The organism is Pseudomonas sp. ADPe (genome assembly GCF_014843515.1).
Taxonomy (GTDB): Bacteria; Pseudomonadota; Gammaproteobacteria; order Pseudomonadales; family Pseudomonadaceae; genus Pseudomonas; species Pseudomonas citronellolis.
The window spans coordinates 6,997,866-7,020,437 of sequence record NZ_CP062122.1 but is presented as its reverse complement, the minus strand read 5'-3'; the positions used below and the strand labels follow the sequence as shown (position 1 = coordinate 7,020,437).

Here is a 22,572-nt window from a genome sequence, read left to right as displayed (position 1 = left end):
TACGCTCTCCAGCAAACACAAGACCCGTAGGATGGCGTTGAGCGAAGCGATACCCATCACCACGACCGCATGGGTTTCGCCAAGGCTCAACCCATCCTACGAAAAGCACCTCGGCGCAGACAGTTGCTCCTACGCCCGGGTTTCCCGGCTGCCCCTCTCCCCAACCCTCTCCCTGAAGGGAGAGGGTTGGGGAGAGGGGCGGAGCCAGGCCCGAACACCATGGCCGAACCAACACACCAGATCACGCCCAACCCCACCCTCAAACCGAATGACTGGACTGCCGAATGATCAGCTCTGTATCGAGCAGCAACGGCTTGATCTCAGTGCCATTGCGAAGATGCGCGATCAACGCCTCGGCACTCAGCTGCCCCATCTCCTCCGCCGGAATGGCCAGGGTCGTCAGCGGCGGCTCGTAGTAGTCGGTGAACTCCATGTTGTCATGGCCGACGATCGACAGCTGCGACGGCACGTCGATGCCGAGCTTCTTGCAGGCGTGCAGCACGCCGAAGGCGATGATGTCGCTGTTGCAGATCACCGCGGTCACTTCCGGGTGTTCCATGGCGATGCGGCGCATGGTCTTGTCGCCGAACTCGATGCTGTAGCCGCCGACGCTCTCGTAGATGACGTGGCTGGCCTCGCCCTTCAGGGGCCGCAGGGTGTCCTCCAGGGCCTGGACCCGCGCCTGCTGCCGGTCGTTGCCGAGGATCGGGCCGGTCAGCATCGCCAGGCGCCGGTGGCCCAGGCCCAGCAGGTACTGGATGAGCTGCTGGGTCGCCTTGTAGTTGTCGAAGCCGATGAAGGGGAATTCCTGGTGGGCGGGGTAGGAGTAGGTGCACACGACGGGCATCCGGTACTCCTTGAGGTAGGCCTTGAGCTTCTCGTCGACGATGTCGCCGACCACCAGCAGGCCCTCGGCGCCGCGCTCGACCAGCAGGCGCACCTTGTCGAAGATGTTGCGCGAGTCGAAGCCGCAGGACAGCACGTGGACGACGTAGCCGTACTGCGCGAGCCGGTCCTGGAAGCTGTTGACCATCTTCGCGTACAGCGCGTAGTCCAGCGTCGGGATGATGGCGCCGATCACGTTGGTCTGCCGCGAGCGCAGCGCCTTGGCCGCGGAGTTGGGGGTGTAGCCCATCTTCTGGGCGATCTCCAGCACCTTCGCCCGCACGTCGTCACGCACGTGGTGCGGCAGGTTGAAGCTGCGCGAGACGGTCGCGACGGAGACGCCGGCGGCCTTCGCCACGTCGATAACGTTTACGCGTTTGGGGGCTTTTTTAGCAGTTCTGGCCACTACCACCTCGGTGAGCGTCCTGGCTCGGACAACGCTGGCGTCCAAGCGGAGAAATGGGGAAGCGTCTGGAGCAGACGCTCCAGGGTACTGGAAATCACGCCCGATGAACCGCCAAAGAGCGTAACTGCTGGTGTTCAAGCCTAAGGACCATGGGCGAAATTCTCAAGCCGGTCGGCAGGCGGGGCAGGGCGGCGGCTATGGGAAATGACAGGGCCCGCGAGCGGTTTTCCGATAACGCCTCGACGAAGATCGAAAAAAGACTGTAAACGATTACAGAATAATGCATAATCAACCTCGACGACTTGCCCGGCAGGCGTCCGGATTCGGTTTCCCTGGCGGCATCGACAGCGGTCGGCCGGCGCTTGACACGCCCGTCCGTGAGCTTTAATTGTAAACGTATACATTCATAAGTCCAACAACAGGTCTTTCCCATGACTCGAATCTACCAACACTGGATCGACGGCGCCGAACAGGCCCCCGCCAATGGGCAATACATCGCGCGCCGGTCGCCGGCCCACGGCGGCCTGCTGGCGGAGTTCGCCGCTGGCAACGAGCAGGATGTGGACCGCGCTGTACAGGTCGCCCACGGCCTGCACACGGCCGGTAGCTGGTCGGGCCTGCCCGCCTCGGAGCGGGCCAAGCTGCTGAACAAGTGGGCCGAGCTGATCGAGCGGGATGCCGAGCGCCTGGCGCGGATCGAGGCCGAGGAAGTCGGCAAGCCGATCGTCTACGCCAGGGGCGAGGTGCTGTGGGCGGCCGAGCTGACGCGTTTCGCCGCGTCCCTGGCCTGGCAGATTCCGGGCGAGGCGCACAGCCACGTCGGCGAGAACCGCCTGGGCCTGGTGACCCGCGAAGCCCGCGGCGTGGTGGGGCTGATCGTGCCCTGGAACTTCCCTCTGGTGTGCCTGTTCCAGAAGCTGCCCTATGCCATCGCCGCGGGTTGCCCGGTGGTCATCAAGCCGTCCGAACTGACTTCCGGCACCGCGCTGGAAGTGGCGCGCCTGGCCGCCGAGGCCGGCCTGCCGGATGGTCTGATCAACGTTGTCACCGGCACCGGCTCGGTGGTGGGGGAGCGCCTGACGCGCCATCCGCGGGTCAGCATGGTTTCCTTTACCGGCTCCACCCGCGTCGGCAAGCAGATCGCGGCCAGCGCCGCGCAGGACCTGACCCGTGTCGCGCTGGAGCTCGGCGGCAAGGCCGCCAACCTGGTGTTCGCCGATGCCGACCTGGATGCGGCGCTGGATGGCGTGCTGTTCGGCGTCATCCTCAACCAGGGCGAGGAATGCGTTGCCGGCACCCGCCTGCTCATCGAGGAGTCGGTCGCCGACGAATTCGTGGCGCGTCTGGTGGAGCGCGCGAAGAAGGTCGTCGTGGGGCTGCCGCTGGACGCCAAGGCGCAGATCGGCGCGCTGATCCACGAAGAGCACCTGGCCAGCGTGCTCAACTACATCCGCATCGGGCAGGAGGAGGGAGCCACCCTGGTCTACGGCGGCAAGCGCCTGAGCGAGGGCGAACTGGCCAACGGCTACTTCGTCGGGCCGACCATCTTCTGCAACGTGAAGCCGGAACAGCGCATCTTCCGCGAGGAAATCTTCGCCCCGGTGCTCGCCGTCACTACCTTCAAGACGGTGGACGAAGCGGTGGCCCTGGCCAACGATACCGACTACGGCCTGGGCAACGGCGTCTGGAGCAAGGACCTGGACAAGGCCCTCGGTGTGGCCAGGCGCCTGCAGAGCGGCACGGTGTTCGTCAACACCTACCTGGAGACCTCGGTGCAGATGCCCTTCGGCGGCTACAAGCAGAGCGGCTACGGCCGCGAGAACGGCGTGGACGGCCTGCTGGAGTTCATGGAGGTGAAGTCGACCTTCATCCGCATGGGCGAGCGCACGCCGGTGCTGCCCAACACCCTGGACTGAGTTCCGCACGACGCCGCTGCGGCGGCGTCATTTCCAGCGCCCTGCGGGGCGAACCTGCGAGAAGTGCCATGAATTTCAAGCGAATGATCAATGTGGTCGGCGTGCATGCCGCCGGCGAACGCAACGACGTCATCACCGGCGGCGTGCTCGACGTGCCCGGCAAGAGCATGTTCGACAAGATGAAGTACCTGGAGAGCGAGGCGGACCACATCCGCAAGTTCCTTCTCCAGGAGCCCCGCGGCAGCGTCACCCAGTGCGTGAACCTGGTGCTGCCCTCGTCCCACCCGGAAGCGGATGCTGGCTTCGTCATCATGGAGTCCGAGTACTACGTGCCCATGTCCGGCACCAACACCATCTGCACGGTGACCGCGCTGCTGGAGACCGGCATGATCCCGATGCAGGAGCCGGTCACCCACCTGGCCCTGGAGGCGCCGGGCGGCCTGGTGCGCGTCGAGGCGCAGTGCCGGGGCGGCAAGTGCGTCAGCGTGAAGTTCAGCAACGTGCCCTGCTTCGTCTTCGCCCTGGACCGGCACATCGAGGTGCCGGGGCTGGGCACGCTGAAGGTCGACGTGGCCTATGGCGGCATGATCTACGTGCTGGCCGATGCCCAGGCGCTGGGCTTCGACATCACCCCGGACGAAGCCGCCACCCTGGTGAGCGTCGGCGAGACGATCAAGGCGGCCGCGGCGGAGCAGATTCCGGCGGTGCACCCGGAGCAGCCGGAAATCCACACCATCAACCAGACGCTGTTCGCCGGCCCGCTGCGCGACACCCCCGAAGGCCTGCGCTCGCGCAACGGCGTGATCGTCTCGCCCGGCCGCCTCGACCGCTCGCCCTGCGGCACCGGCACCAGCGCGCGCCTGGCGGTGATGCACGCCCGCGGCCAGATCAAGCCCGGCCAGCGCTTCGTGCACGAGTCGATCATCGGCACCGAGTTCGTCGGCGAGATCGTCGAGACGCTGAGCGTCGGCGGCCAGCCGGGCATCCGCCCGACCATCTCCGGCAACGCCTGGATCACCGGCTTCCACCAGTACGTGCTGGACCCCAGCGACCCGTTCCCCAGCGGTTTCACACTGAGCGATACCTGGCGCAAAAGCCACTAGGCTCGCATTTTCCCCCGCCCGGCTCTGCTGCCTTGGGCGGGGGGTTTTTCTTCTCGTCGGAACGGCCGCTAGCGCATGTAGCTGCCGCCGTTCAGGTCCAGCGTCGCGCCGCTCAGGGACGGCAGCGAGGGCCGCAGGGCGAAGGCCACCAGTTCGGCCACTTCGTCCGGCTCGGCCATTTCGCCGATGGGGATTTCGGCGACCGCCGCGGCCTTGCCGTGCCTGGCGATGAAGTCTTCGGCCATGTCGGTGCGCACCCAGCCGGGGGCGATGGCCACCGCCGCCACGCCGTCCTGGCCGAAGCTGCGGGCGATGGATTTGGTGAGGTTGAGCAGCGCCGCCTTGGTCGCGCCGTAGGGCATGGCGTCGGCGGCATAGCCGCGTTGCCCGGCGCGGCTGGCGAGGTTGACGATGCGCCCGCCGCCGAGGGCGCGGAAATGGCGCAGGGCTTCCTTGCACAGCGTGGCGGCGGAGAAGAAGTTGACCTGGAACTCCCGTTGCCAGGCCGCCGTCCAGGCCGCCTCGTCGGCATCGATGGAGATTTCCGTGCGGATGCCGGCGTTGTTGACCAGGCCGTGCACCCGCCCGGCCAGGGCCTGGGCCTCGCGCCACAGCTGGAAGGGCCCCTGCGCGTCCGACAGGTCGGCCTGGACCAGCCAGCCCTCGCCGCCGACCTGGGCGAGCAGCGCCTCGGCGCCGGCCCGGTCGCGGCCGAAATGGATGATCGGCTGGGCGCCTTCCTGCGCCAGGCGGCGGACGATGGCCGCGCCGATCTGGCCGGAGCCGCCGGTGACCAGAATGTTTTGCCCGCACAGCGGTTTCGCGGAAGACATCCCTTGCTCCTATGATGGTTGAAGTTCAGGGGTGGTCGAAGTTCAGGCCAGGCTCATTTTCGCCGTCAGGTTCTGTTGCATGTATTCCAGGAAGCGGCGCTGGAACAGCATGGTGTGCTCGTGGGCGGCTTTTTCGGCGGCTTCCGCGTCGCGGGCGGCGATGGCTTCGATGATTTCCTCGTGGTCGCGGCCCAGGCGGGCGGTGCCGGCCGAGCTGACGATGTAGTCGAAGTGCAGGTGCAGCAGGCGCTGGCCTTCGCCCAGCAGGCGTTCGTAGTAGCTGACGAAGTAGGGGTTGCGCCCGGCCTCGGCGATGGCCATGTGGAAGGCCTTGTTCAGCTCGGACATCGCCTGGAAGTCGCCGGACTCCACGGCCGCCATGTAGGCCGCGTCGGCCTTGCGGATCGCCTGCAGGTCCTCGTCGCTGCGCTGGAGCGCGGCCAGGCGGGTGACCGCCCGCTGGATGAGGTCCAGCGCGGCCACGTAGTTGGGGAACTCCTCGATCTCGAAGGGGGTGACCAGGGTGGTGCGGTTGGGCAGGATGGTGACCAGGCCTTCGCTGGTCAGCCGGGCCAGGGCATCGCGCACCGGCGAGCGCGACAGGCCGAACTGCGCCGCCAGGGAGACCTCGTCCAGCTGCACGCCGGGCTTGAGCTTTAGCGTGAGGATCTGCTTGCGCAGCTCCTCGTAGATATAGCGCCCGCCATGGCGGCGCCCGGGGCTTTCCACTTCTTCTTCTTTGGCCATCATCAGGTCTCGGTGTGCGCGGGCTGTGTCATACAGACCAGCCCGCCATCTTAGCGTGGCCGCGTTCAGCGCGGAAACGCCGGGCCCCAGGTGTCGCTGAGCATGAAGCCCGCGGCCAGCGGGTCGTCCGGGTCGACGCCGATCTGCTGGATGCCGTACAGCCAGGCGCGGCCTTCCACCCGCGGCAGCACCGCCGGCTTGCCGGCCACTTCCGTGGTGCCGAGCAGTTCCACTTGGAACTCGCCGCCGATGGTGGAGCGCGACACCAGGCGCTCGCCGGGCCGCACCAGGCCGCGCGCGCTCAGCGTGGCGAGGTTGGCCGAGCTGCCGGTGCCGCAGGGCGAGCGGTCGACGCGCCCCGGCGGCAGGGTGGTGCAGGTCTGGTAGGTGCGCGCGTCCAGGCGGTTGCGGAACATCACGTAGGCCACCTCGTCGATCTGCGGGTACAGCGGGTGGCGCACGCGCACCTGCTGGTTGATCAGGCCGCGCAGCTTCACGCCGGCATCGGCCAGTTCGCGGGCGTTCTCCGGGGCGATGGCCAGGCCGACCTGCTCGACGTCGATCAGCGCGTAGTACACGCCGCCGAAGGCGATGTCGGCCTTCAGCGGGCCGAACTCGCCGCCGTCGATCGGCACGTCCAGTTGCTCGACGAAGGCCGGCACCATGTCCAGCGACACCCCCAGGCAGCGCCCGTCGGCGCAGCGCGCGCGGGCCGTCACCAGCCCGGCGGGGGTGTCCAGCACCACGGTCGTCTCCGGCTCCTGCATCGGCAACATGCCCAGCTCCAGCAGCGCGGTGACCACGCAGATGCAGTTGCTGCCGGACATCGGGTGGGCCTTGTCCGCCTGCAGCACGATGAAGCCGGCGTCGGCCGCAGGGTTGGTCGGCGGCAACAGCAGGTTCACCGACATCTGCAGGCAGCCGCGCGGTTCCATGACCACCAGGCGGCGCAGGCTGTCGTCGACCTCGTTGATGTAGTTCATCTTGTCCAGCATGGTTTCGCCGGGGATGCCCAGCACCCCGCCGGTGATGACCTTGCCGATCTCGCCTTCGCAGTGCACGTCGGCCAGTTGCAGCGTCTTCTTCCAGCGCATCAGTCGCACCTCACTTGATGTACCAGCCCCAGGGCTGCTCGCTGTCGTAGCGGGTGATCTGCTTGGTCTCCAGGTAGTTGTTCAGGCCCCATTCGCCCAGCTCGCGGCCGATGCCGCTGTGCTTGTAGCCGCCCCAGGGCGCCTCGCTGAAGGTCGGTTGCGAGCAGTTGATCCACACGATGCCGGCACGGAACCGCCGGGCGACGCGCTCGCAGCGCGGCAGGTCGCGGGACATCACCGCGGCGCCCAGGCCGAAGCGCGAGGCGTTGGCCGAGCGCACGGCTTCGTCCTCGCTGTCGAACGGGCGCACGCAGACCACCGGGCCGAAGATTTCCTCGTTCCAGATCCAGGCGTCTTCGGGCACGTCGGCGAACACCGTCGGCTGCACGTAATAACCCTTGTCCAGCCCGGCCGGGCGTTCGCCGCCGCAGACCAGCCGCGCGCCTTCTTCCTGGCCGCGGGCGATGGCCTGCAGCACCTTGTCGTACTGCGCCTTGTTGACCAGCGGGCCGAGCAGCACGCCTTCGCGCAGGCCGTTGCCGATGGTGATCTTCCGCGCCTCTTCGGCCAGGCGCGCCAGCAGCGGCTCGTACAGCGCCCGCTGCACCAGCACGCGGGAGGTGGCCGAGCAGACTTCGCCCTGGTTCCAGAAGATGCCGAAGAGGATCCACTCCACGGCGGCCTCGATGTCGCTGTCAGCGAAGATCACGAAGGGCGACTTGCCGCCCAGCTCCAGGCTGATGTTTTTGATGTCGCGGGCGGCGGCCTGCATGATCCGGCTGCCGGTGGGCACGCTGCCGGTGAAGGCCAGCTTGTCCACGCCCGGGTGCTCGGCCAGCGGCGCGCCGGCGTCGGCGCCCAGGCCGGTCACCACGTTGAGCACGCCCGCCGGCAGGCCGGCTTCATGGGCGATCTGGGCCAGGTGCAGCGCGGTCAGCGGCGTCAGTTCCGAGGGCTTGAGCACCATGGCGCAGCCGGCGGCCAGGGCCGGGGCGACCTTCCAGGCGGCCATCAGCATGGGGAAGTTCCAGGGGATGATGGCGCCGGCCACGCCCACCGGCTCTTTGCGCGCCACCGAGCTGAAGCGCTCGTCGGCCAGGGCGATTTCCTGCTCCTGGCTGGCGTCGAGCTTTTCCGCCAGCCCGGCGTAGAAGTCGAAGCAGCCGGCGGTGTCGCCGATGTCCCACAGCGCCTCGGGCAGCGGCTTGCCGTTGTCGCGCACTTCCAGTTCGGCCAGTTCCTGCTGGCGGCCGCGGATGCCTTCGGCGATGCGCCGCAGCACGGCGGCGCGCCCGGCCCCGCTCATGCGCGGCCAGGGGCCTTCGTCGAAGGCGCGGCGGGCGGCGCGCACCGCGGCGTCCACGTCCTCGGCGGTGGCGGCGGCCACCCGGGCGAGGAGGGTTTCGTCGCTGGGGTCGAAGGTTTCGAAGCTGCTGCCCTTGGCGGGGGCGAGCCATTGGCCGTCGATGTAGAGCTGCTGGTAGTTCATGCGGTTCCTCCGATGAAGGCGAAGCGGCGAGCGCTGAAGGGGCTGAGGTCCTGGGCCGGGCGGCGGCCGGCGGCGAGGTCGGCGACCAGGCGGCCGGTGGTGGCGCCCAGGGTGAGGCCGAGCTGGCCGTGGCCGAAGGCCATGAGCACGTTGCCCAGGCGCGGCGAGCGGTCGATCACCGGCTTGGTGTCGGGCAGGAAGGGGCGGTAGCCGACGCCGAACTCGACCTTGGCGGTGTCGAGCTGCGGCAGCACGCGGCGGGCCTTTTCCAGGATGATCTCGGCGCGCCGGAAGTTGGGTTCGGCGTTGGGGCCGGCGAACTCGATGGTGCCGCCGATCTGCAGGCCGCGGGTCATGGGGGCGAAGCAGAAGCCGCCGTCGGCGTAGATCACCGAATGGCGGATGTCCACGCCCGGGGTGGGCAGCACCGCCTGGTAGCCGGCGATGCCGGCCAGCGGGATGCTCACCCCGAGCTGCTCGAAGAACTGCCGCGAGCCGGTGCCGGCGGCCACCACCACCAGTTGGGCGGGGTAGCGGCTGCCGTCGGCCAGGGTGACGCCGGCGGCGCGGTCGGCGCTTTCGTCGATGTGCTTCACCCGCTCGCGCACGCGGATGCCGCCCTGGGCGACGAAGCTTTCGGTCAGCGCGGCGATGAAGCCTTCGGTGTCGTTCACCGCGCGCCAGTCGGGGAACAGCAGGCCGTGCTGGAACTTGCCGGCCAGGGCCGGTTCGAGGTCGCCGATGGCGGCGCCGTCGAGCTCCTCGGACTGGAAGCCCAGCGACTTGCGCAGCTCCAGGTGCGGGCGCTCGTGGACCAGGGCGGCGGGCGAGTCGAACACCTCGATGATCGGCCGCTGGCCGAGCAGGCTCTTGTCGGCGCAGGCGTCGAGCAGCGGCGCATAGTCCTCGTAGACGTGATGGGTGAGGCGCGCCATGTCGCGGGCGATCTCGGCGATCTTCGAATGCCGCGCGCAGGCGACGAAGCGCAGGAACCACGGCAGGATGCCCGGCAGCGCGCTGGGGCGCAGGGCCAGCGGGCCCCGCTGGTCGAGCAGCCAGCCGGGCACCTTCATCAGGATGCCCGGCTTGGACAGCGGGATGACCTCGCTCACCGCCATCTGCCCGCAGCTCCATTTCGCCGTGCTGTCGCCCGGCGCGGCCGGGTCCACCAGGGTCACGCGGTAGCCTTCGCGCTGCAGGTACAGGGCGCAGCAGACACCGACGATGCCGCCACCGACGACGATGGCGTTTTGCGAAGCGGCTTGCGGGTCGTTCATTTCAGGGTCTCTTCCGGGCTGCGGTGGTCGGTGAAGTCTTCCAGGTTGAAACCCTGCCAGTAGGGTTGGGCCCTGTCGACGTAATGTTCGGCGCGGCCGGTGATGCAGGCCCGGCCCTCGATGCTCGGGCGCACCGCCGGCGTGCCGTCGGCCAGGGCCAGGACTTCCTCGACGCGGCCGTCGAAGCGGCTGCCGATCAGGCTTTCATGGCGGAACACGGCTTCGCGCGCCAGCAGGCCGCGGGCATGGCGCTGGGCCACCCGGGCCGAGGTGCCGGTGCCGCAGGGCGAGCGGTCGATCAGGCTGTCGCCGGCAATCACTACGCTGCGCCCATCGGCGTCGGCTGCCAAGGGGCGGCCGGCCCACATGCAGTGCTTCACGCCGCGGATGCTGGCGTCCTCGGGGTGCGCCACGGCGAACTCGCGGTTCACCAGCGCCTGCACCTCGCGCCCCCAGGCCAGCAATTGCTGCGGGGTGAAGTGCTCGCAGCCGGGGTAGTTCGGCTGCGGCTCGATGATCGGGTAGAAGTTGCCGCCGTAGGCGATGTCCAGGCGCAGCTCGCCGAGGGCCGGTAGCCGGATGCTCAGGTCGCGGTGCAGGAGGAAGCTCGGCACGTTGGTGAAGCGCACGCCGCCGACCTTGCCGTCCTGCATGCGGTATTGCGCGCTGACGCGCCCGGCGGGGACGTCGACGATCACCGTGCCCGGCGTCTTCGGCCGGACCAGGCCGGCCTCCAGGGCGAAGGTGATCGAGCCGAGGGTGGCGTGGCCGCACATGGGCAGGCAGCCGGAGGTCTCGATGAACAGCAGCGCGAGGTCGGCGTCCTCGCTCACGGGCGGGTAGAGCAGGGTGCCCGACATGTGCGCGTGGCCGCGCGGTTCGAGCATCAGCGCCCGGCGGATCCAGTCGTGCTCGGCCAGGAAGTGCTGGCGCCTTTCGCTCATGCTGGCGCCGTGCAGCTCGGGGGCGCCGTCGACGACCATGCGCACGGGCATGCCTTCGGTATGGCCTTCGATGCAGGTGAAACTCTGTCGGCTCATGGGGTGCGTCCTCCAGGGGACGCCGCTGCCGGGGCGGGCAGCGGCGTCCATGCGCTCAGCGCTGGGAAGCCTCGAATACCTTGCGGAATTCGGCCTTTTCTTCGTCGGTCAGCGGCAGCAGCGGGGCGCGCGCGTTGCCGGCGCTGAAGCCGGCCAGCTCGCAGCCGTACTTCACCTTCTGCACGAACTTGCCGCTTTCCAGGCTGGCCATCACCGGGAACAGGCTGCGCATCACGTCCTGGGCGCCGGCCAGGTCGCCGGAGGCGAACTTGCGGTAGAAGTCGGTCACCTGGTCGGGGAAGCAGTTGGCCGGGCCGCAGATCCAGCTGCTGGCGCCCCAGAGGAAGAAGTCCAGGGCCTGGTCGTCGGAGCCGCAGGACAGCTGCACCTTGTCCTTGTAGGTGGTGCCGATCTCGATGGCCCGCAGCAGGTTGCCGCTGCTTTCCTTGATGGCGATGACGCGCGGGTGCTCGGCCAGCGCCTGGATCACGCCCATGCCGACCTCGACGTTGGTGCGCACCGGGTAGTTGTAGAGCACCAGGTTGATTTCCGGGAAGGTCTCCAGGATGGTCCGGTAGTGCGCCAGCAGTTCTTCCTGGGACGGCAGCGCGTAGTAGGGCGGGGCGATCAGCAGGTTGGTGTAGCCGGCTTCCACGGTCTGCTTGACCTGCTCCAGCACCTCGCGGGTGCAGGAGCCGTTGGCGCCGGCGATCAGGGTGCCGCGCTCGCCGACCACTTCCTTGACCGTGGCCAGGACCTGGCGGCGCTCCTCGTTGGTGAGCGCGTAGTACTCGCCGGTCGAGCCCAGCGGGACGAAGCCGCTGACGCCGGCCTTGAGCTGGTATTCGAGGATCGAGGCCAGGGTGTCGTGGTCGACCGCGCCGGACTTGTCGAAGGGCGTGACGAGGGCGGGCAGGATGCCAGTGAGTTGCATGGTGGATCTCCGCATCGGTGGTGGGGGGTTAGTAGGCGTAGCGCCTGAACATCCGGGCTTCGATCACGCCGACCAGGCGGGTCAGCGGGAAAGCCACGAGGAAGTAGATGACCGCGACGGCGGAGAGGAACTCGACCGGCCGCGCGGTGCTGTTGGAGATGTTCTGGCCGACGAACATCAGGTCGGCGACGCCGACGGAGGAGATCAGCGCGCTCTCCTTGAACAGGCTGACGACGTTCGACAGCAGCGGCGGCACCGCGCGCAGCAGGGCCTGCGGGAAGACCACGTAGAGCACCTTCACCCGCGGCGTCAGGCCCAGCGCGGTGCAGGCGTCGTGCTGCTCGCCGGCGATGGACTTGAGCGCGCCGCGGAAGGTCTCGCTGGTGATGGCCGCCATGTACAGCGTCAGCGAGATCACCACCGAGACGTAGGGCGGGATGTCCAGGCCGAACACCACCGGGAAGCAGAAGAACACCCAGAACAGCTGGATCAGCAGCGGCGTGCCGCGGAAGAACTCGACGAACAGCGTCACCGGCAGCTTCAGCAGGCGGCTGCGCACGTTGCGCAGCAAGGCCAGGACAAAGCCGGCCAGGCTGCCGATGAGGGCGCAGCCGAGGGTGAAGGCGAGGGTCAGGGCCAGGCCCTTGAGCAGCACCTGCCAGTAGGAGAAGACGACGGAAAAATCGAGGCTCATGGCGGTTTCCTCAGCGCTGCGTCGCCAGGTCCTGGCGCCGTTCGAGGTACTGCACCAACTGGCCGATGGGCAGCGACAGGGCGAAGTAGACGAGGGCGATCAGGGTGTAGGTTTCCAGGGGGCGGTAGGCCTCGGTGGCCAGGCTCTTGCCGACGTACATCAGGTCGGACACCGCGACTATCGCCACCAGGGCGCTTTGCTGCAGGCTGCCGATGCCGTTGGTCATCAGCACCGGCACCGCGCTGCGCAGGGCCTGCGGCAGCACCACGTAGAGCGTGCGCTGCCAGGGCTTCAGGCCCAGGGCGACGCAGGCGTCCAGGTGCTCGCGCGGCACCGCCTGCACGCCGGCGCGGTAGGCCTCGGCGTTGAACGCGGTGAGGTTCAGGCCCAGGGCCAGGAAGCCCATGGCGATGGGGTCGATGAACACGTTGAAGAGCATCGGCACGCAGTAGAAGAACCAGACGATCTGCAGCAGCGCCGGGGTGCAGCGGAAGAACTCGATGAACAGCTGCGCCGGCCAGCGGACGAAGAACCAGCGGCTGAGGGTCATCAGGCACAGGCCGAAGCCGCAGACCAGGCCGATCAGGTTCGACACCAGGGCCAGCTCCAGGGTGACCTTCAGGCCGCCGAGCAGCGCCGGCAGGCTGCCGCTCAAGAAATGGAAGTCGAATTGGTAGTTCATGGCGCCGCCCTCAATCCAGGTGCACGACCTTTTCCAGGAACTCGCGGGTGCGGGCTTCCCTGGGTTGGCTGAAGATCTGCTCTGGCGGGCCCTGCTCGACCACCTTGCCGTTGGCGCAGAACACCACGCGGGTGGCGATGTGGCGGGCGAAGTGCATGTCGTGGGTGACGATGATCATCGCCATCTTCTGCTCGGCCAGCTGCAGCATCACGTTCTGCACCTCGATGACCATCTCCGGGTCCAGCGCCGAGGTGACTTCGTCGAACAGCATCAGCTTGGGTTCGAGCATCAGCGCGCGGGCGATGGCCACGCGCTGCTTCTGGCCGCCGGAGAGCTGGCTGGGGTAGGCGTGCAGCTTGCTCTCCAGGCCCAGGCGGGCGAGGTAGGCGCGGGCCTTCTCCGTCGCCGCGGCCCGGGACAGGCCATGGACCTTGCACGGGGCGAGGATCAGGTTGCCCAGCACCGACAGGTGCGGGAACAGCGTGTAGTGCTGGAAGACCATGCCGATCTGCGTGCGCAGCGCCTCGTTCAGCGGCTTGCCGCGGCGCTGGCCGCCGCTGATGTAGGGCTGGCCCTGGAAGGCGATGCTGCCGCCCTGGATGCCCTCCAGGCCCATCAGCACGCGCAGCAGCGAGCTCTTGCCGCTGCCGGACGGGCCGATGATGACCAGGCGGTCGTCGGCGCGCATGTCCAGGTCCATGTTGTCCATCACCACCAGCTGTTCGCCGTAGGCCTTGCACACGCCTCGGAGCTGGATGAAGTCGCCGCCGGCGGTGGAATCCGGGGCGAACGGAGCCTGTGGCTGGGCAGCCACCAAACGCGGGGTATTCATGAGCGGTGTTCTCCGCGGGGGCCGCCGTTGCGCGGCCCCCGGTGTCGGCAGGAGTTACTTGGCGGCGGTCTTGGCGTTGACTTCGGCAGAGGCCTTGTCGACCAGGCGGTCGATCTCGCCGGTCTCGCGGCGCTGGGTCACGTAGATGTTCAGCACCTGCAGGTCCGCCGCGGAGATGTCGCGGCGCATGCCGAAGGCCACGCCCTGCTTGGCCAGGGCCGGCTTGGGCAGGACTTCCCTGGCCCAGTCGTTGGCCATGGCGAACAGGTGGTTGGTGTCGCTGGCGTCGACCAGCACGTCGGCACGCCGCGACATCAGCGCCAGGCGCGTTTCGTCCATGCCCGGCAGGCGCATGACGGTGCCCTGCTTGAGCACAGAGGAAATCGCCTTGTCCTGGGCGGTGCCGGACATCACCGCGAAGGTCACGCCGGGTTTGTCGTAGTCGGCGATGGCGTTGCCGGCGCCGCTGAACTTGGGGTTCTCCTTGTTCACCACCAGCGACACCTGGTAGTCGGTGGCCGGCGCCGAGAAGGCCACCGCCAGGGCGCGCTCGGGCGTCTGGTTGAGGGCCATGGCCAGGTCCCACTTGCCGCTCTGCAGGCCGGCGACGAGGTTGTCCCAGTTGGTGTCGACGAACTCCACCTTGACCTTCAGCACCTTCTCGCCGAAGTCGCGGCACAGGTCGACGAAGTAGCCGCTGTACTGGCCGCTGCCGGCGTCACGCATCACATAGGGCGCGGCGACCGCCGCGCCGCAGCGCAATACGCCGGCCTTCTGCACGCCCTGCCACATGGACGTATCGGCGGCCTGGGACGGGGTCTGGGTGAGCAGCGCGCCGACGGCGGCCGCGCAGGCGAGGGCCTTGCGGATGGAGCGGGGGAACATACGAGCCATTTTGACCTCTCCGTAAATTTGTTTTTGTAGGCAGAAGGCAAACAACTTTCATCGCTGTGTGGTGTGTTGTGCTCTTTGATGTGTGCAGCGATGTATTCAGCGTATGGGCGATGGGCAAAACCTGTCAACAGAGGTCGCGGGCTTTTTCTTCAGCGAATGACCGGGCGGTCGGCTGCGTCGGCCGGGCACAGGGCGCAATGGTCGGTCGCGTCAGGCCGCCAAGCGGCCGCCGACGCGCGCCGGAGGCGGGCTGGGGCGCTGGGGAAAGGGATTGAAGGGGGAGGGCTTGCGTGAGGTTTGTGAAACCTGAAGGTGAGAAAAAGCGTACTCAATCAATCTATCGGGGCGAGGTGAGCGGCACGGGGCGGCTGGGCCGCCGCCCCGGCTGGCCTAGAGCACCAGCTCGGCGGAAATGGCCGCCGCGGGCGGGGTGCGTGTCGGCCAGCACGTTGGGCTCGTCGGATAGCTGCAGCAGGGCGCTGGCGATGCTGTCGCCCTCGTAGCCCTGGTAGTCGCTGCCGTGGCGGCGAACCTGGCGAAGCGCGGCGGCTAGCGGCGCGTCAGTGGCTCTTCAGGCCGGCGGCGGCCATGGCCAGGCGGATCGCCTCGGCGGCCAGCAGCACGCTGCCGACGCCGCCCAGCCACAGGGCGAGCAGCTATAGCAGCTGCTTGCGCAGGGGCTGGCCCGGCTGCTGCGGCGCGGGGTTCGGGGTAGGGCTCATGGGGGCTCCGTGACTGGGTTTCAGTGGCTCATTCGGCCGGGCTTTCGCCGGCGAGGATGGTGCGCGCCTCGGCGAAGCATTTCTCCGCCAGGGCCGAGCGCGGCTCGGTGCGCCGCTGCAGCAGGCCGATGGGGCTGTGGATGCTGGCGCCGGCGATGGGGGTGATGCGCAGGTGCTCGCTGAGGGTTTCCAGGCCGCAGTTCAGCGGCATGATGGCGCAGCACATGCCTTCGCCGATGGCCTGGATCAGCTGGAAGGTGGAGTCGCTTTCCAGCACCGGCAGCGGGTCCAGGCCGCGGCTGCGGAAGCTCAGGTCGACGGACTGGCGGTAGTGCATGCCCTTGCTCAGCAGCCCCAGGGGCAGGTCGTTGAGCTTGTCCCACTTGAGCTCGCCGTCCTCGAACTGGAAGTGCCGCACGTCGTGCAGCAGGCCCATGGTGGTGGTGGCCAGTTCCAGCACTTCGAAGTAGGTGGTGTTGACCTGGTCGAGGTAGCAGATGCCCAGGTCCAGCTGGTTGCGGCTGAGGCCGTCGATGATCTGCTCCGAGCTCAGCGACGACAGCTGGAACTGCAGTTCCGGGTAGCGCTGCGACAGCGGCTTGAGCACCTGCATCGGGTTGAAGCTGGACAGCGGCACCAGGCCCAGGCGCAGGCTGCCCACCAGTTGCCCGCGGCAGCTGGCGGCCTCTGCCTGCAGGCCGTCGTAGGCGGCCAGCAGGGTGCGGGCCCAGGCCAGGATGCGCTCGCCGGCCTCGGTGAAGCCCTCGAAGCGCTGGCCACGGGTCACCAGCACCAGGTCCAGCTCGTCCTCGAGGTTGCGCAGGCGCATGGACAGCGTGGGCTGGGTGATGTGGCAGAGCGCGGCAGCCTGCCCGAAGTGGCGGGTCTGGTCCAGGGCGATGAGGAACTTGAGCTGCTTGATGTCCATGGGAACTGCCTGTCGGGTAGTGGGAGCCAAGGCCTGGCCGGCGTCATTTATCAGTATGTAGCCGAACGTGCGGCGCTGCGCCGTCGGTCTTGTCGTGGGAATGCGGATGAGCGGCACGTTACCGGGCGCGGCGGGCGGCGTCCAATCGTTGCTGCCGACCGCCCGATAGGCCGGCCTCAAGCCGGGCAGGCCCTGCGAATCGCGGCAGGTCGTTCTCCGCGCGGCCGAAGGGGGCTTCCAGTTCGTTGCTGATGGCGTCCGGACCCCGGCGGGACTTTCCCGGCCCGGGAACTGGCAGCGGCGGCTAGTCGCCGGCCAGGCACACGCGGTCGCGGCCCTGTTGCTTGGCCTGGTAGAGCAGGCGGTCGCAGCGGTCGAGCAGCTCGCCCGCTTCGGCGGCGCCGTCGGACAGCCCGCCGCCCAGGCTGATGGTCAGGTGGCAGAGGCGGTCGGGGCGCTTCAGGTGCTCGATGTCCAGTTCCGCCACGCGCTCGCGCAGGCGCTCGGCGACCTGGCGCAGCTCCAGCGGGCTGGCCACCTGCAGGAGGATGACGAATTCCTCGCCGCCGTAGCGGAACACCCGGGCCTGGCCGCTGCGCAGGGTGTCGGCCATGCAGTTCGCCACCTCGCACAGGCAGCGGTCGCCGGCGGGGTGGCCGTAGTGGTCGTTGAACGGCTTGAAGTAGTCGATATCGGCCAGCAACAGGGCGAAGGGCCGGCCGTGGCTGCGCATCTGCCGCCAGCTTTGCTCCAGGTGCAGGTCGAAGGCGCGGCGGTTGCCCACGCCGGTCAGCGCGTCGGTGGCGGCCAGGGCCTGCAGGCGCTGGTTCAGCTCGGCCAGTTCGGCGCGCTGGCGCTGGCCTTCCAGGTCGGCGAGAAAGGCCCGGCGCACGCCGTTGATGTTGGTCCAGCTGATGAACAGGCTGAAGGCCAGCACCGGCAGGTAGACCAGGGTGAACACCAGCAGCGCCTTGGGTTCGCCGGCGTGGATCAGCGCCACGTTGCCGAGGATCACCGCCGAGATGGTCAGGGAGCAGGCCAGGATGCCGGCGAAGGAATAGCGCACGCCGAGGTTGCCCAGGACGATGAACACCACCGAGGCGTAGAGGAAGGTGGGCACCTCCGGCGAGGCGCTGCGCTTGAGCAGTTCGAACCAGGCGATGGCCGAGACGATGTCGTGCAGCGGCATCAGCAGGTCCATCAGCAGCACGCTGCGGCTGTGGCGGAACACCAGGTAGATGTTCAGCAGGCCGACCAGGCTGAGCGCACCGCGCAGCAGCAGCGACTGCAGGGCCATGTCCGGGATCAGCGCGGCGTCGGCGAGGACGTAGGCGTCGTAGGCCGCCATGGCGATGAAGTTGATCGCCAGCAGGAAGCCGCGGTAGTGCTGCAGCACGTAGGTGCGCAGGGCTGGCTGCAGGTGCGCGGGGATGTGCCGCTCGCTGCTGGCCAGGGGTTGCTCGGGTAAGCTCATGACGCCCGCCTCATCGGGATGCCGCGCGCAGGCCCACGCCAGGCACGCTACTGCAGGAGTGTGTCGGCAACATGTCCGCCGGCTTGAACGGACGCCGGCCATGCCCGCCGCGCGGCTCACAGCTCATCGAGCATCTCCCGGCCCAGTTGCAGCGCGCCCTTGAAGTCCAGGGCCTGGACCAGCTCGTTGAAGCGCAGGAACTGCCGCGGCCAGGCGTGCTGGTGGCGGGCCAGCGCCTCCAGGCGTTCGAGGGCGTCGAGGTTGCCCGACTCCAGCAGGCCGAGGATTTCCCCCACCCGCTCGCGCACCTGCGGGCGGCTGAGCTGCGCGGCGGTCCCCGGGGCCAGGCCGGGCGGTTCGGCGAACAGCGCCTGCAGCTCGGCCAGTGTCACCGCCAGCAATTGCCGCAGCTCGTCCACCGGCAGCGCGGCCAGGGCAGCGGCCTGCGCCTCGGCCGGGGTGCGCAGCAGGTCGCTCTCCAGGGCCGCGCAGCGCGCGGCGAGGGCGCTGGCGCCCATGGTGCCGGCGCTGCCCTTGAGGGTGTGCAGCAGGCCGGCGCTGGCGCTCACGTCGCCGCTGCCGCGCAGCATGTCCAGGCGCCCCAGCAGCTTGTCCATCTCCGGCTCGAAGCTGCGCAGCACGCGGTGGATCAGCTTCTCGTCGCCGCCGAAGCGGCCCAGCACGCTGTCGCGGCCCTCGACGATGGCGTCTTCCTCCGGCAGCTGCGGCGGCGCTTCCCGCGTGCGCTGCGGCGCCTCCAGGTGGGCCAGCAGGCGGTTGACCATGTGTTCCTTGTCGATCGGCTTGGCGATGTGGTCGTTCATCCCCGCCAGCAGGCAGGCCTCGCGGTCGGCCTGGGCGGCGTTGGCGGTCATGGCGAGGATCGGCAGGGCGGCGAAGCGGCCGTCGGCGCGGATCCGCCGGGTGGCCTCCAGGCCGTCGATGTCGGGCATCTGCACGTCCATCAGCACGGCGTCCAGGGGCACGCCGCCGTGGCAGACCTGTTCGACGCCTTCCAGGCCGCCCTCGGCCAGCAGCACCTCGGCGCCCTCGCTGGCCAGCAGTTCGGCGGCCACCTGGCGGTTCAGCGCGTTGTCCTCCACCACCAGCAGGCGTCGCCCGGCCAGGCGCCTGCTGTCGGCGGTGGGCGCCGTGGCCGGCTCGGCGGCCTGGCCGCCCAGGGCCTGCTGCACGCTGTCGGCCAGTTGCCGCGGGGTGACCGGCTTGGTCAGGAAGTCGATGAAGGGCGGGGTGTCGCCGTCGCGCACGTCGGCCAGCACCTCGCGGCCGTAGGCGGTGATCATGATGATGGTCGGCGGCGTGTGCGCCCCGGCCTCGCGCTGGATCAGCCGCGCGGCGCGCAGGCCGTCGAGGTCGGGCATGCGCCAGTCCATCAGCACCACGTCGTAGTTCAGGCCAAGGCCTGTGGCCTCGCGGTAGCGCGCCACCGCCTGCATGCCGCCGCTGACCTGGTCGGCCTGCCAGCCCAGGGATTCGCAGGTGCGCAGCAGCAGTTCGGCGGCGCTGGGGTTGTCGTCCACCACCAGCAGCCGCAGCGGCCGGTCGATGACGGCGCAGCCGGCCTTCAGCGGGCGCTCGCCGACCACCGCCAGGTCCAGGTCGAACCAGAAGCGGCTGCCGAAGCCCAGCTGGCTTTCCACCTGCAGGCGGCCGCCCATCAGTTCCACCAGGCGCTTGCAGATGAACAGGCCCAGGCCGGTGCCGCCGAAGCGCCGGGTGGTGGAGGCCTCGGCCTGGGTGAAGCTGTCGAAGATGCTCTGCAGCTGCGCCGGGCCGATGCCGATGCCGCTGTCGCGCACGCCGATGCGCAGGCGCAGGCGGTCGCCCTCGCGGCCCAGCTGTTTGACGCTGACCACCACCTGGCCGTGGTCGGTGAACTTGATGGCGTTGCCGGCCAGGTTGATGAGTATCTGCTGCAGGCGCAGGGCATCGCCCAGCAGGCTGCCGGGCAGGTTGGGGTCGATGTCGAAGAGCATCTCGACGTCCTTGCTGCCGAGGTTGCCGGAGAGCACCACGGCGAGGTCGCGCATCAGCGTCTCCAGCTCGAAGGGGTGTTCCTCCAGCAGCAGCTTGCCGGCCTCGATCTTGGAGTAGTCGAGGATGTCGTTGAGCAGGCCGAGCAGGGCGGTGGCGGCGGAATGGGCCTTGTCGACGTAGTCGCGCTGGCGCGGGTTCAGCTCGGTCTGGCGGGCCAGGAAGAGCATGCCCAGCACGGCGTTCATCGGCGTGCGGATCTCGTGGCTCATGTTGGCCAGGAAGCTGGACTTGGCCGCGTTGGCGGCGTCGGCCTGCTCCTTGGCCTGGCGCAGCGAGGCCTGCATCTCGCGCTCGCGGGTGATGTCCAGGTTGATGCCGGTGACGCGCAGCGGCGTGCCGTCGGCGTCGCGCTCGACGCGGGCGGCGGCCTGGATGTAGCGCACCTGGCCGTCGGGGCGGACGATGCGGAAGGTCGGCTCGTAGTTGCCGTGGCCCTGCACCGCGGCGTTCAGGCTGGCGAGGGTGGCATCGATGTCGTCCGGGTGCAGGCGCTCGCGCCAGTGCTCCAGGCACAGGCCATTGCCGTTGAGCGCCGGCGGCTGCTGGTAGAGCTCGAACATGCGCTCGTTCCAGTGCAGGGTGTCGTCTGCCGGGCGCCACCACCAGATGCCCAGGCCGGCCGCTTCGGCGGCCAGGGCCAGTTGGTCGTGGGCCAGGCGCAGGCGGTCCTCGGCGGCCTTGCGCTCGGTGATGTCGACGGCGATGCCGAGGTAGCCGCTGACCTGGCCGGCCTCGTCGCGCATGGCGGTGACCACCAGGCTCATCGGCACGCGGCTGCCGTCCTTGCGCAGGTAGGTCCATTCGCGGGTCTCGGCGCCTTCGTCCTCGGCCTTCTGCACCAGGGCGCGGAAGCCCGGCACCGGGCGGCCGTATTCCTCGCCCAGCTGGGCGGCGCGCGTGGCCACCTCGTCCTCCGGGTGCAGGCGCTGCGGCGTGGCCTGGCCGACCAGTTCCTCGGCGCGGTAACCCAGCAGGCGCTCGGCGCCGCGGTTGAAGATGCGGATGATGCCGTTGGCGTCGGTGGCGATGATCGACACCTCCGAGGCCGAGTGCAGCACGCCGCTTAGCAGGCGGTTGGCCGCGGCGAGTTCGGCGGTGCGCTCGGCCACCTGGCGCTCCAGGCCGCTGTTGAGTTCGTGGATGCGCGCCTCGGCGGCCTTCTGCGCGGAGATGTCGCGCACCGTGGTCGAGGTGCCCACCACCTCGCCATGGGGGCCGCGGATGGGCGAGGCGCTCAGCGATACGTCGATCAGCCGGCCGTCCTTGTGCCGGCGCTGGGTGTCGAAGGGCGGCAGGCGCTCGCCCTGGGCCACGCGGCGCAGCAGCGGTTCCTCTTCGGCCACCCGCTCGGCGGGCACCAGCAGGCCGTTGGCCTGGCGCCCGAGGACTTCCTCGGCGGTATAGCCGAGCAGCTTCTGCGCGCCGGCGTTCCAGCTGGTGATCTCGCCCTGCAGGTTCTTGCCGGCGATGGCGTCGGCGGAGGACTCGACGATCGCCGCCAGCCGCGCCTGCTGCTCCAGCACCTGGGCGCGGCGCTGGCGGCTGACCGCGGTGGCCCCGAGCAGGGCGGCCAGCAGCAGGCTGCCCAGGCAGCCGGCGCCGAACACCAGCGGTGGGGAGAGCGGGTGCAGGCGCTGGACGAACACCGGGTGGGCGCTGAAGTCGATCTGCCAGCGGCGGCCGAACACGTCGCGCTGCAGGCTCTGCGGGTACAGCCGCGGCGCCTTGGCGTCGTCGGCGCTGCTGTAGAAGGTGTCGCCGGGCTCCCCATCGGTCACGTCGGCGAGCTGGAAGTGCACGGCGGCGTCGTCCAGGCGCAGGTCGTCGAGCACCTCGCGCATCAGCAGCGGCGCGTAGCCCAGGCCGATGGCCTGGGCCTCGCGCTGTTCGATGCTGGCCGGAGTGACGCCGCCGCGGTAGATGGGCAGCAGCATCAGGAAGGACTGCTGGGTCGCGCCGGAAGCCTGCACCAGGGTGATGGGCGCGGAGAGCCGCGGCAGCCCGGTGCGCAGCGCCGCCTGGGCGGCCTGCTGGCGGCGCGGCTCGGAGGCCACGTCCAGGCCGATGGCGGCCAGGTTGGGCTGTTCCGGCTCGATGTACTGGATGACGTAGCGCTCGCCGGGGTTGGGCGTCACCTCGTGCACGGCGAAGTCCGGCCGGCCTTCGGCGCGGGCGTTGCGCAGGAAGTCGTCGAGCGCCCCGGCCGGCACCCGGCGGACGAAGCCGAAGCCGCGGGCGCCGGGAAACTCCCGGGCGACGTCGCGGGTCTGGGCGTAGCGGTGGAAGACCTCGCGGCTGATGTGCGCCTCGCCGGCGGTCAGCACCGCGCCGCGGGCGCCGCGCAGGCCGTACTGGTACAGCTCGATGCGCGCCAGCACGGTGTCGGCCAGGCGGTTGGCCTCCTGGGCCACGGCGGCGCGCGCCTGCTGTTCGTTGCCGCGCTGTACCAGGGCGGCGCCGAGGGCCGAGCAGAGCACGCCCAGGGCCAGGACGGCCCAGGACCAGCGGTTGAACCTGAGGTTGCCCGGTGTCGTCTTCACCCGATCCTTCCCGTTGCGGTGGTG

Annotated in this window: 17 protein-coding genes; 2 read left to right on the top strand and 15 right to left on the bottom strand. The window is 69.2% G+C overall.

Translation table 11 applies throughout. The features are described from left to right. Nucleotides 1-259: 259 nt before the first annotated feature. Nucleotides 260-1,243, bottom strand: coding sequence for a LacI family DNA-binding transcriptional regulator (locus IG194_RS31595; protein WP_058489960.1), 984 nt, complete (start codon nt 1,241-1,243; stop codon nt 260-262). 479 nt (nt 1,244-1,722) lie between these two features. On the opposite strand from IG194_RS31595, the gene IG194_RS31590 reads away from it, so the two are divergent. Beyond that, nucleotides 1,723-3,207, top strand: coding sequence for an aldehyde dehydrogenase family protein (locus tag IG194_RS31590; RefSeq protein ID WP_058489959.1), 1,485 nt, complete (start codon nt 1,723-1,725; stop codon nt 3,205-3,207). Nucleotides 3,208-3,275: 68 nt separating this feature from the next. Further along, nucleotides 3,276-4,310 (top strand): proline racemase family protein, encoded by a 1,035-nt coding sequence (locus IG194_RS31585; RefSeq protein WP_058489958.1) that lies wholly within the window; start codon nt 3,276-3,278, stop codon nt 4,308-4,310. A gap of 68 nt (nt 4,311-4,378) precedes the next feature. On the opposite strand, the gene IG194_RS31580 is transcribed toward IG194_RS31585, so the two are convergent. The 14 genes from IG194_RS31580 to IG194_RS31515 all read right to left on the bottom strand — a co-directional run bounded on the left by IG194_RS31580 (nt 4,379) and on the right by IG194_RS31515 (nt 22,548). Further along, nucleotides 4,379-5,143: an SDR family NAD(P)-dependent oxidoreductase gene (locus tag IG194_RS31580; protein WP_058489957.1), complete on the bottom strand. Its 765-nt coding sequence runs from the start codon at nt 5,141-5,143 to the stop codon at nt 4,379-4,381. Nucleotides 5,144-5,185: 42 nt separating this feature from the next. Beyond that, nucleotides 5,186-5,893 (bottom strand): GntR family transcriptional regulator, encoded by a 708-nt coding sequence (locus IG194_RS31575; RefSeq protein WP_009622591.1) that lies wholly within the window; start codon nt 5,891-5,893, stop codon nt 5,186-5,188. 62 nt (nt 5,894-5,955) lie between these two features. Then, nucleotides 5,956-6,984, bottom strand: coding sequence for a proline racemase family protein (locus tag IG194_RS31570; RefSeq protein WP_058489956.1), 1,029 nt, complete (start codon nt 6,982-6,984; stop codon nt 5,956-5,958). Nucleotides 6,985-6,994: 10 nt separating this feature from the next. Next, a complete protein-coding gene (locus IG194_RS31565) occupies nt 6,995-8,473 on the bottom strand; it encodes an aldehyde dehydrogenase family protein (protein ID WP_058489955.1) in 1,479 nt (492 codons plus the stop codon). After that, nucleotides 8,470-9,750, bottom strand: a complete 1,281-nt coding sequence (locus tag IG194_RS31560; protein WP_058489954.1) for an NAD(P)/FAD-dependent oxidoreductase — start codon at nt 9,748-9,750, stop codon at nt 8,470-8,472. Before IG194_RS31560 ends, IG194_RS31565 begins: the two co-directional genes overlap by 4 nt. Then, nucleotides 9,747-10,790 carry a 4-hydroxyproline epimerase gene (locus tag IG194_RS31555; RefSeq protein WP_058489953.1) on the bottom strand — a complete coding sequence of 348 codons (1,044 nt, stop codon included), beginning with the start codon at nt 10,788-10,790 and terminating at the stop codon, nt 9,747-9,749. Before IG194_RS31555 ends, IG194_RS31560 begins: the two co-directional genes overlap by 4 nt. Before the next feature lie 55 nt (nt 10,791-10,845). Then, nucleotides 10,846-11,724 carry a 4-hydroxy-tetrahydrodipicolinate synthase gene (gene dapA, locus IG194_RS31550; protein WP_058489952.1) on the bottom strand — a complete coding sequence of 293 codons (879 nt, stop codon included), beginning with the start codon at nt 11,722-11,724 and terminating at the stop codon, nt 10,846-10,848. A gap of 28 nt (nt 11,725-11,752) precedes the next feature. Further along, nucleotides 11,753-12,418 (bottom strand): amino acid ABC transporter permease, encoded by a 666-nt coding sequence (locus IG194_RS31545; protein WP_058489951.1) that lies wholly within the window; start codon nt 12,416-12,418, stop codon nt 11,753-11,755. 10 nt (nt 12,419-12,428) lie between these two features. Beyond that, the gene (locus IG194_RS31540) at nt 12,429-13,100 is read right to left on the bottom strand and encodes an amino acid ABC transporter permease (RefSeq protein WP_009622578.1); all 672 of its coding nucleotides are present in this window, start codon (nt 13,098-13,100) and stop codon (nt 12,429-12,431) included. 10 nt (nt 13,101-13,110) lie between these two features. Then, a complete protein-coding gene (locus IG194_RS31535; RefSeq protein ID WP_009622576.1) occupies nt 13,111-13,932 on the bottom strand; it encodes an amino acid ABC transporter ATP-binding protein in 822 nt (273 codons plus the stop codon). 54 nt (nt 13,933-13,986) lie between these two features. Next, nucleotides 13,987-14,826 carry a substrate-binding periplasmic protein gene (locus IG194_RS31530; RefSeq protein WP_058489950.1) on the bottom strand — a complete coding sequence of 280 codons (840 nt, stop codon included), beginning with the start codon at nt 14,824-14,826 and terminating at the stop codon, nt 13,987-13,989. A 750-nt stretch (nt 14,827-15,576) separates the two neighbouring features. Beyond that, nucleotides 15,577-16,476: a LysR family transcriptional regulator gene (locus tag IG194_RS31525; protein ID WP_043313413.1), complete on the bottom strand. Its 900-nt coding sequence runs from the start codon at nt 16,474-16,476 to the stop codon at nt 15,577-15,579. 304 nt (nt 16,477-16,780) lie between these two features. Then, nucleotides 16,781-17,950, bottom strand: coding sequence for a sensor domain-containing diguanylate cyclase (locus IG194_RS31520; protein WP_058489949.1), 1,170 nt, complete (start codon nt 17,948-17,950; stop codon nt 16,781-16,783). A 116-nt stretch (nt 17,951-18,066) separates the two neighbouring features. Then, nucleotides 18,067-22,548, bottom strand: a complete 4,482-nt coding sequence (locus IG194_RS31515) for a hybrid sensor histidine kinase/response regulator (protein WP_058489948.1) — start codon at nt 22,546-22,548, stop codon at nt 18,067-18,069. Nucleotides 22,549-22,572: the final 24 nt, after the last annotated feature.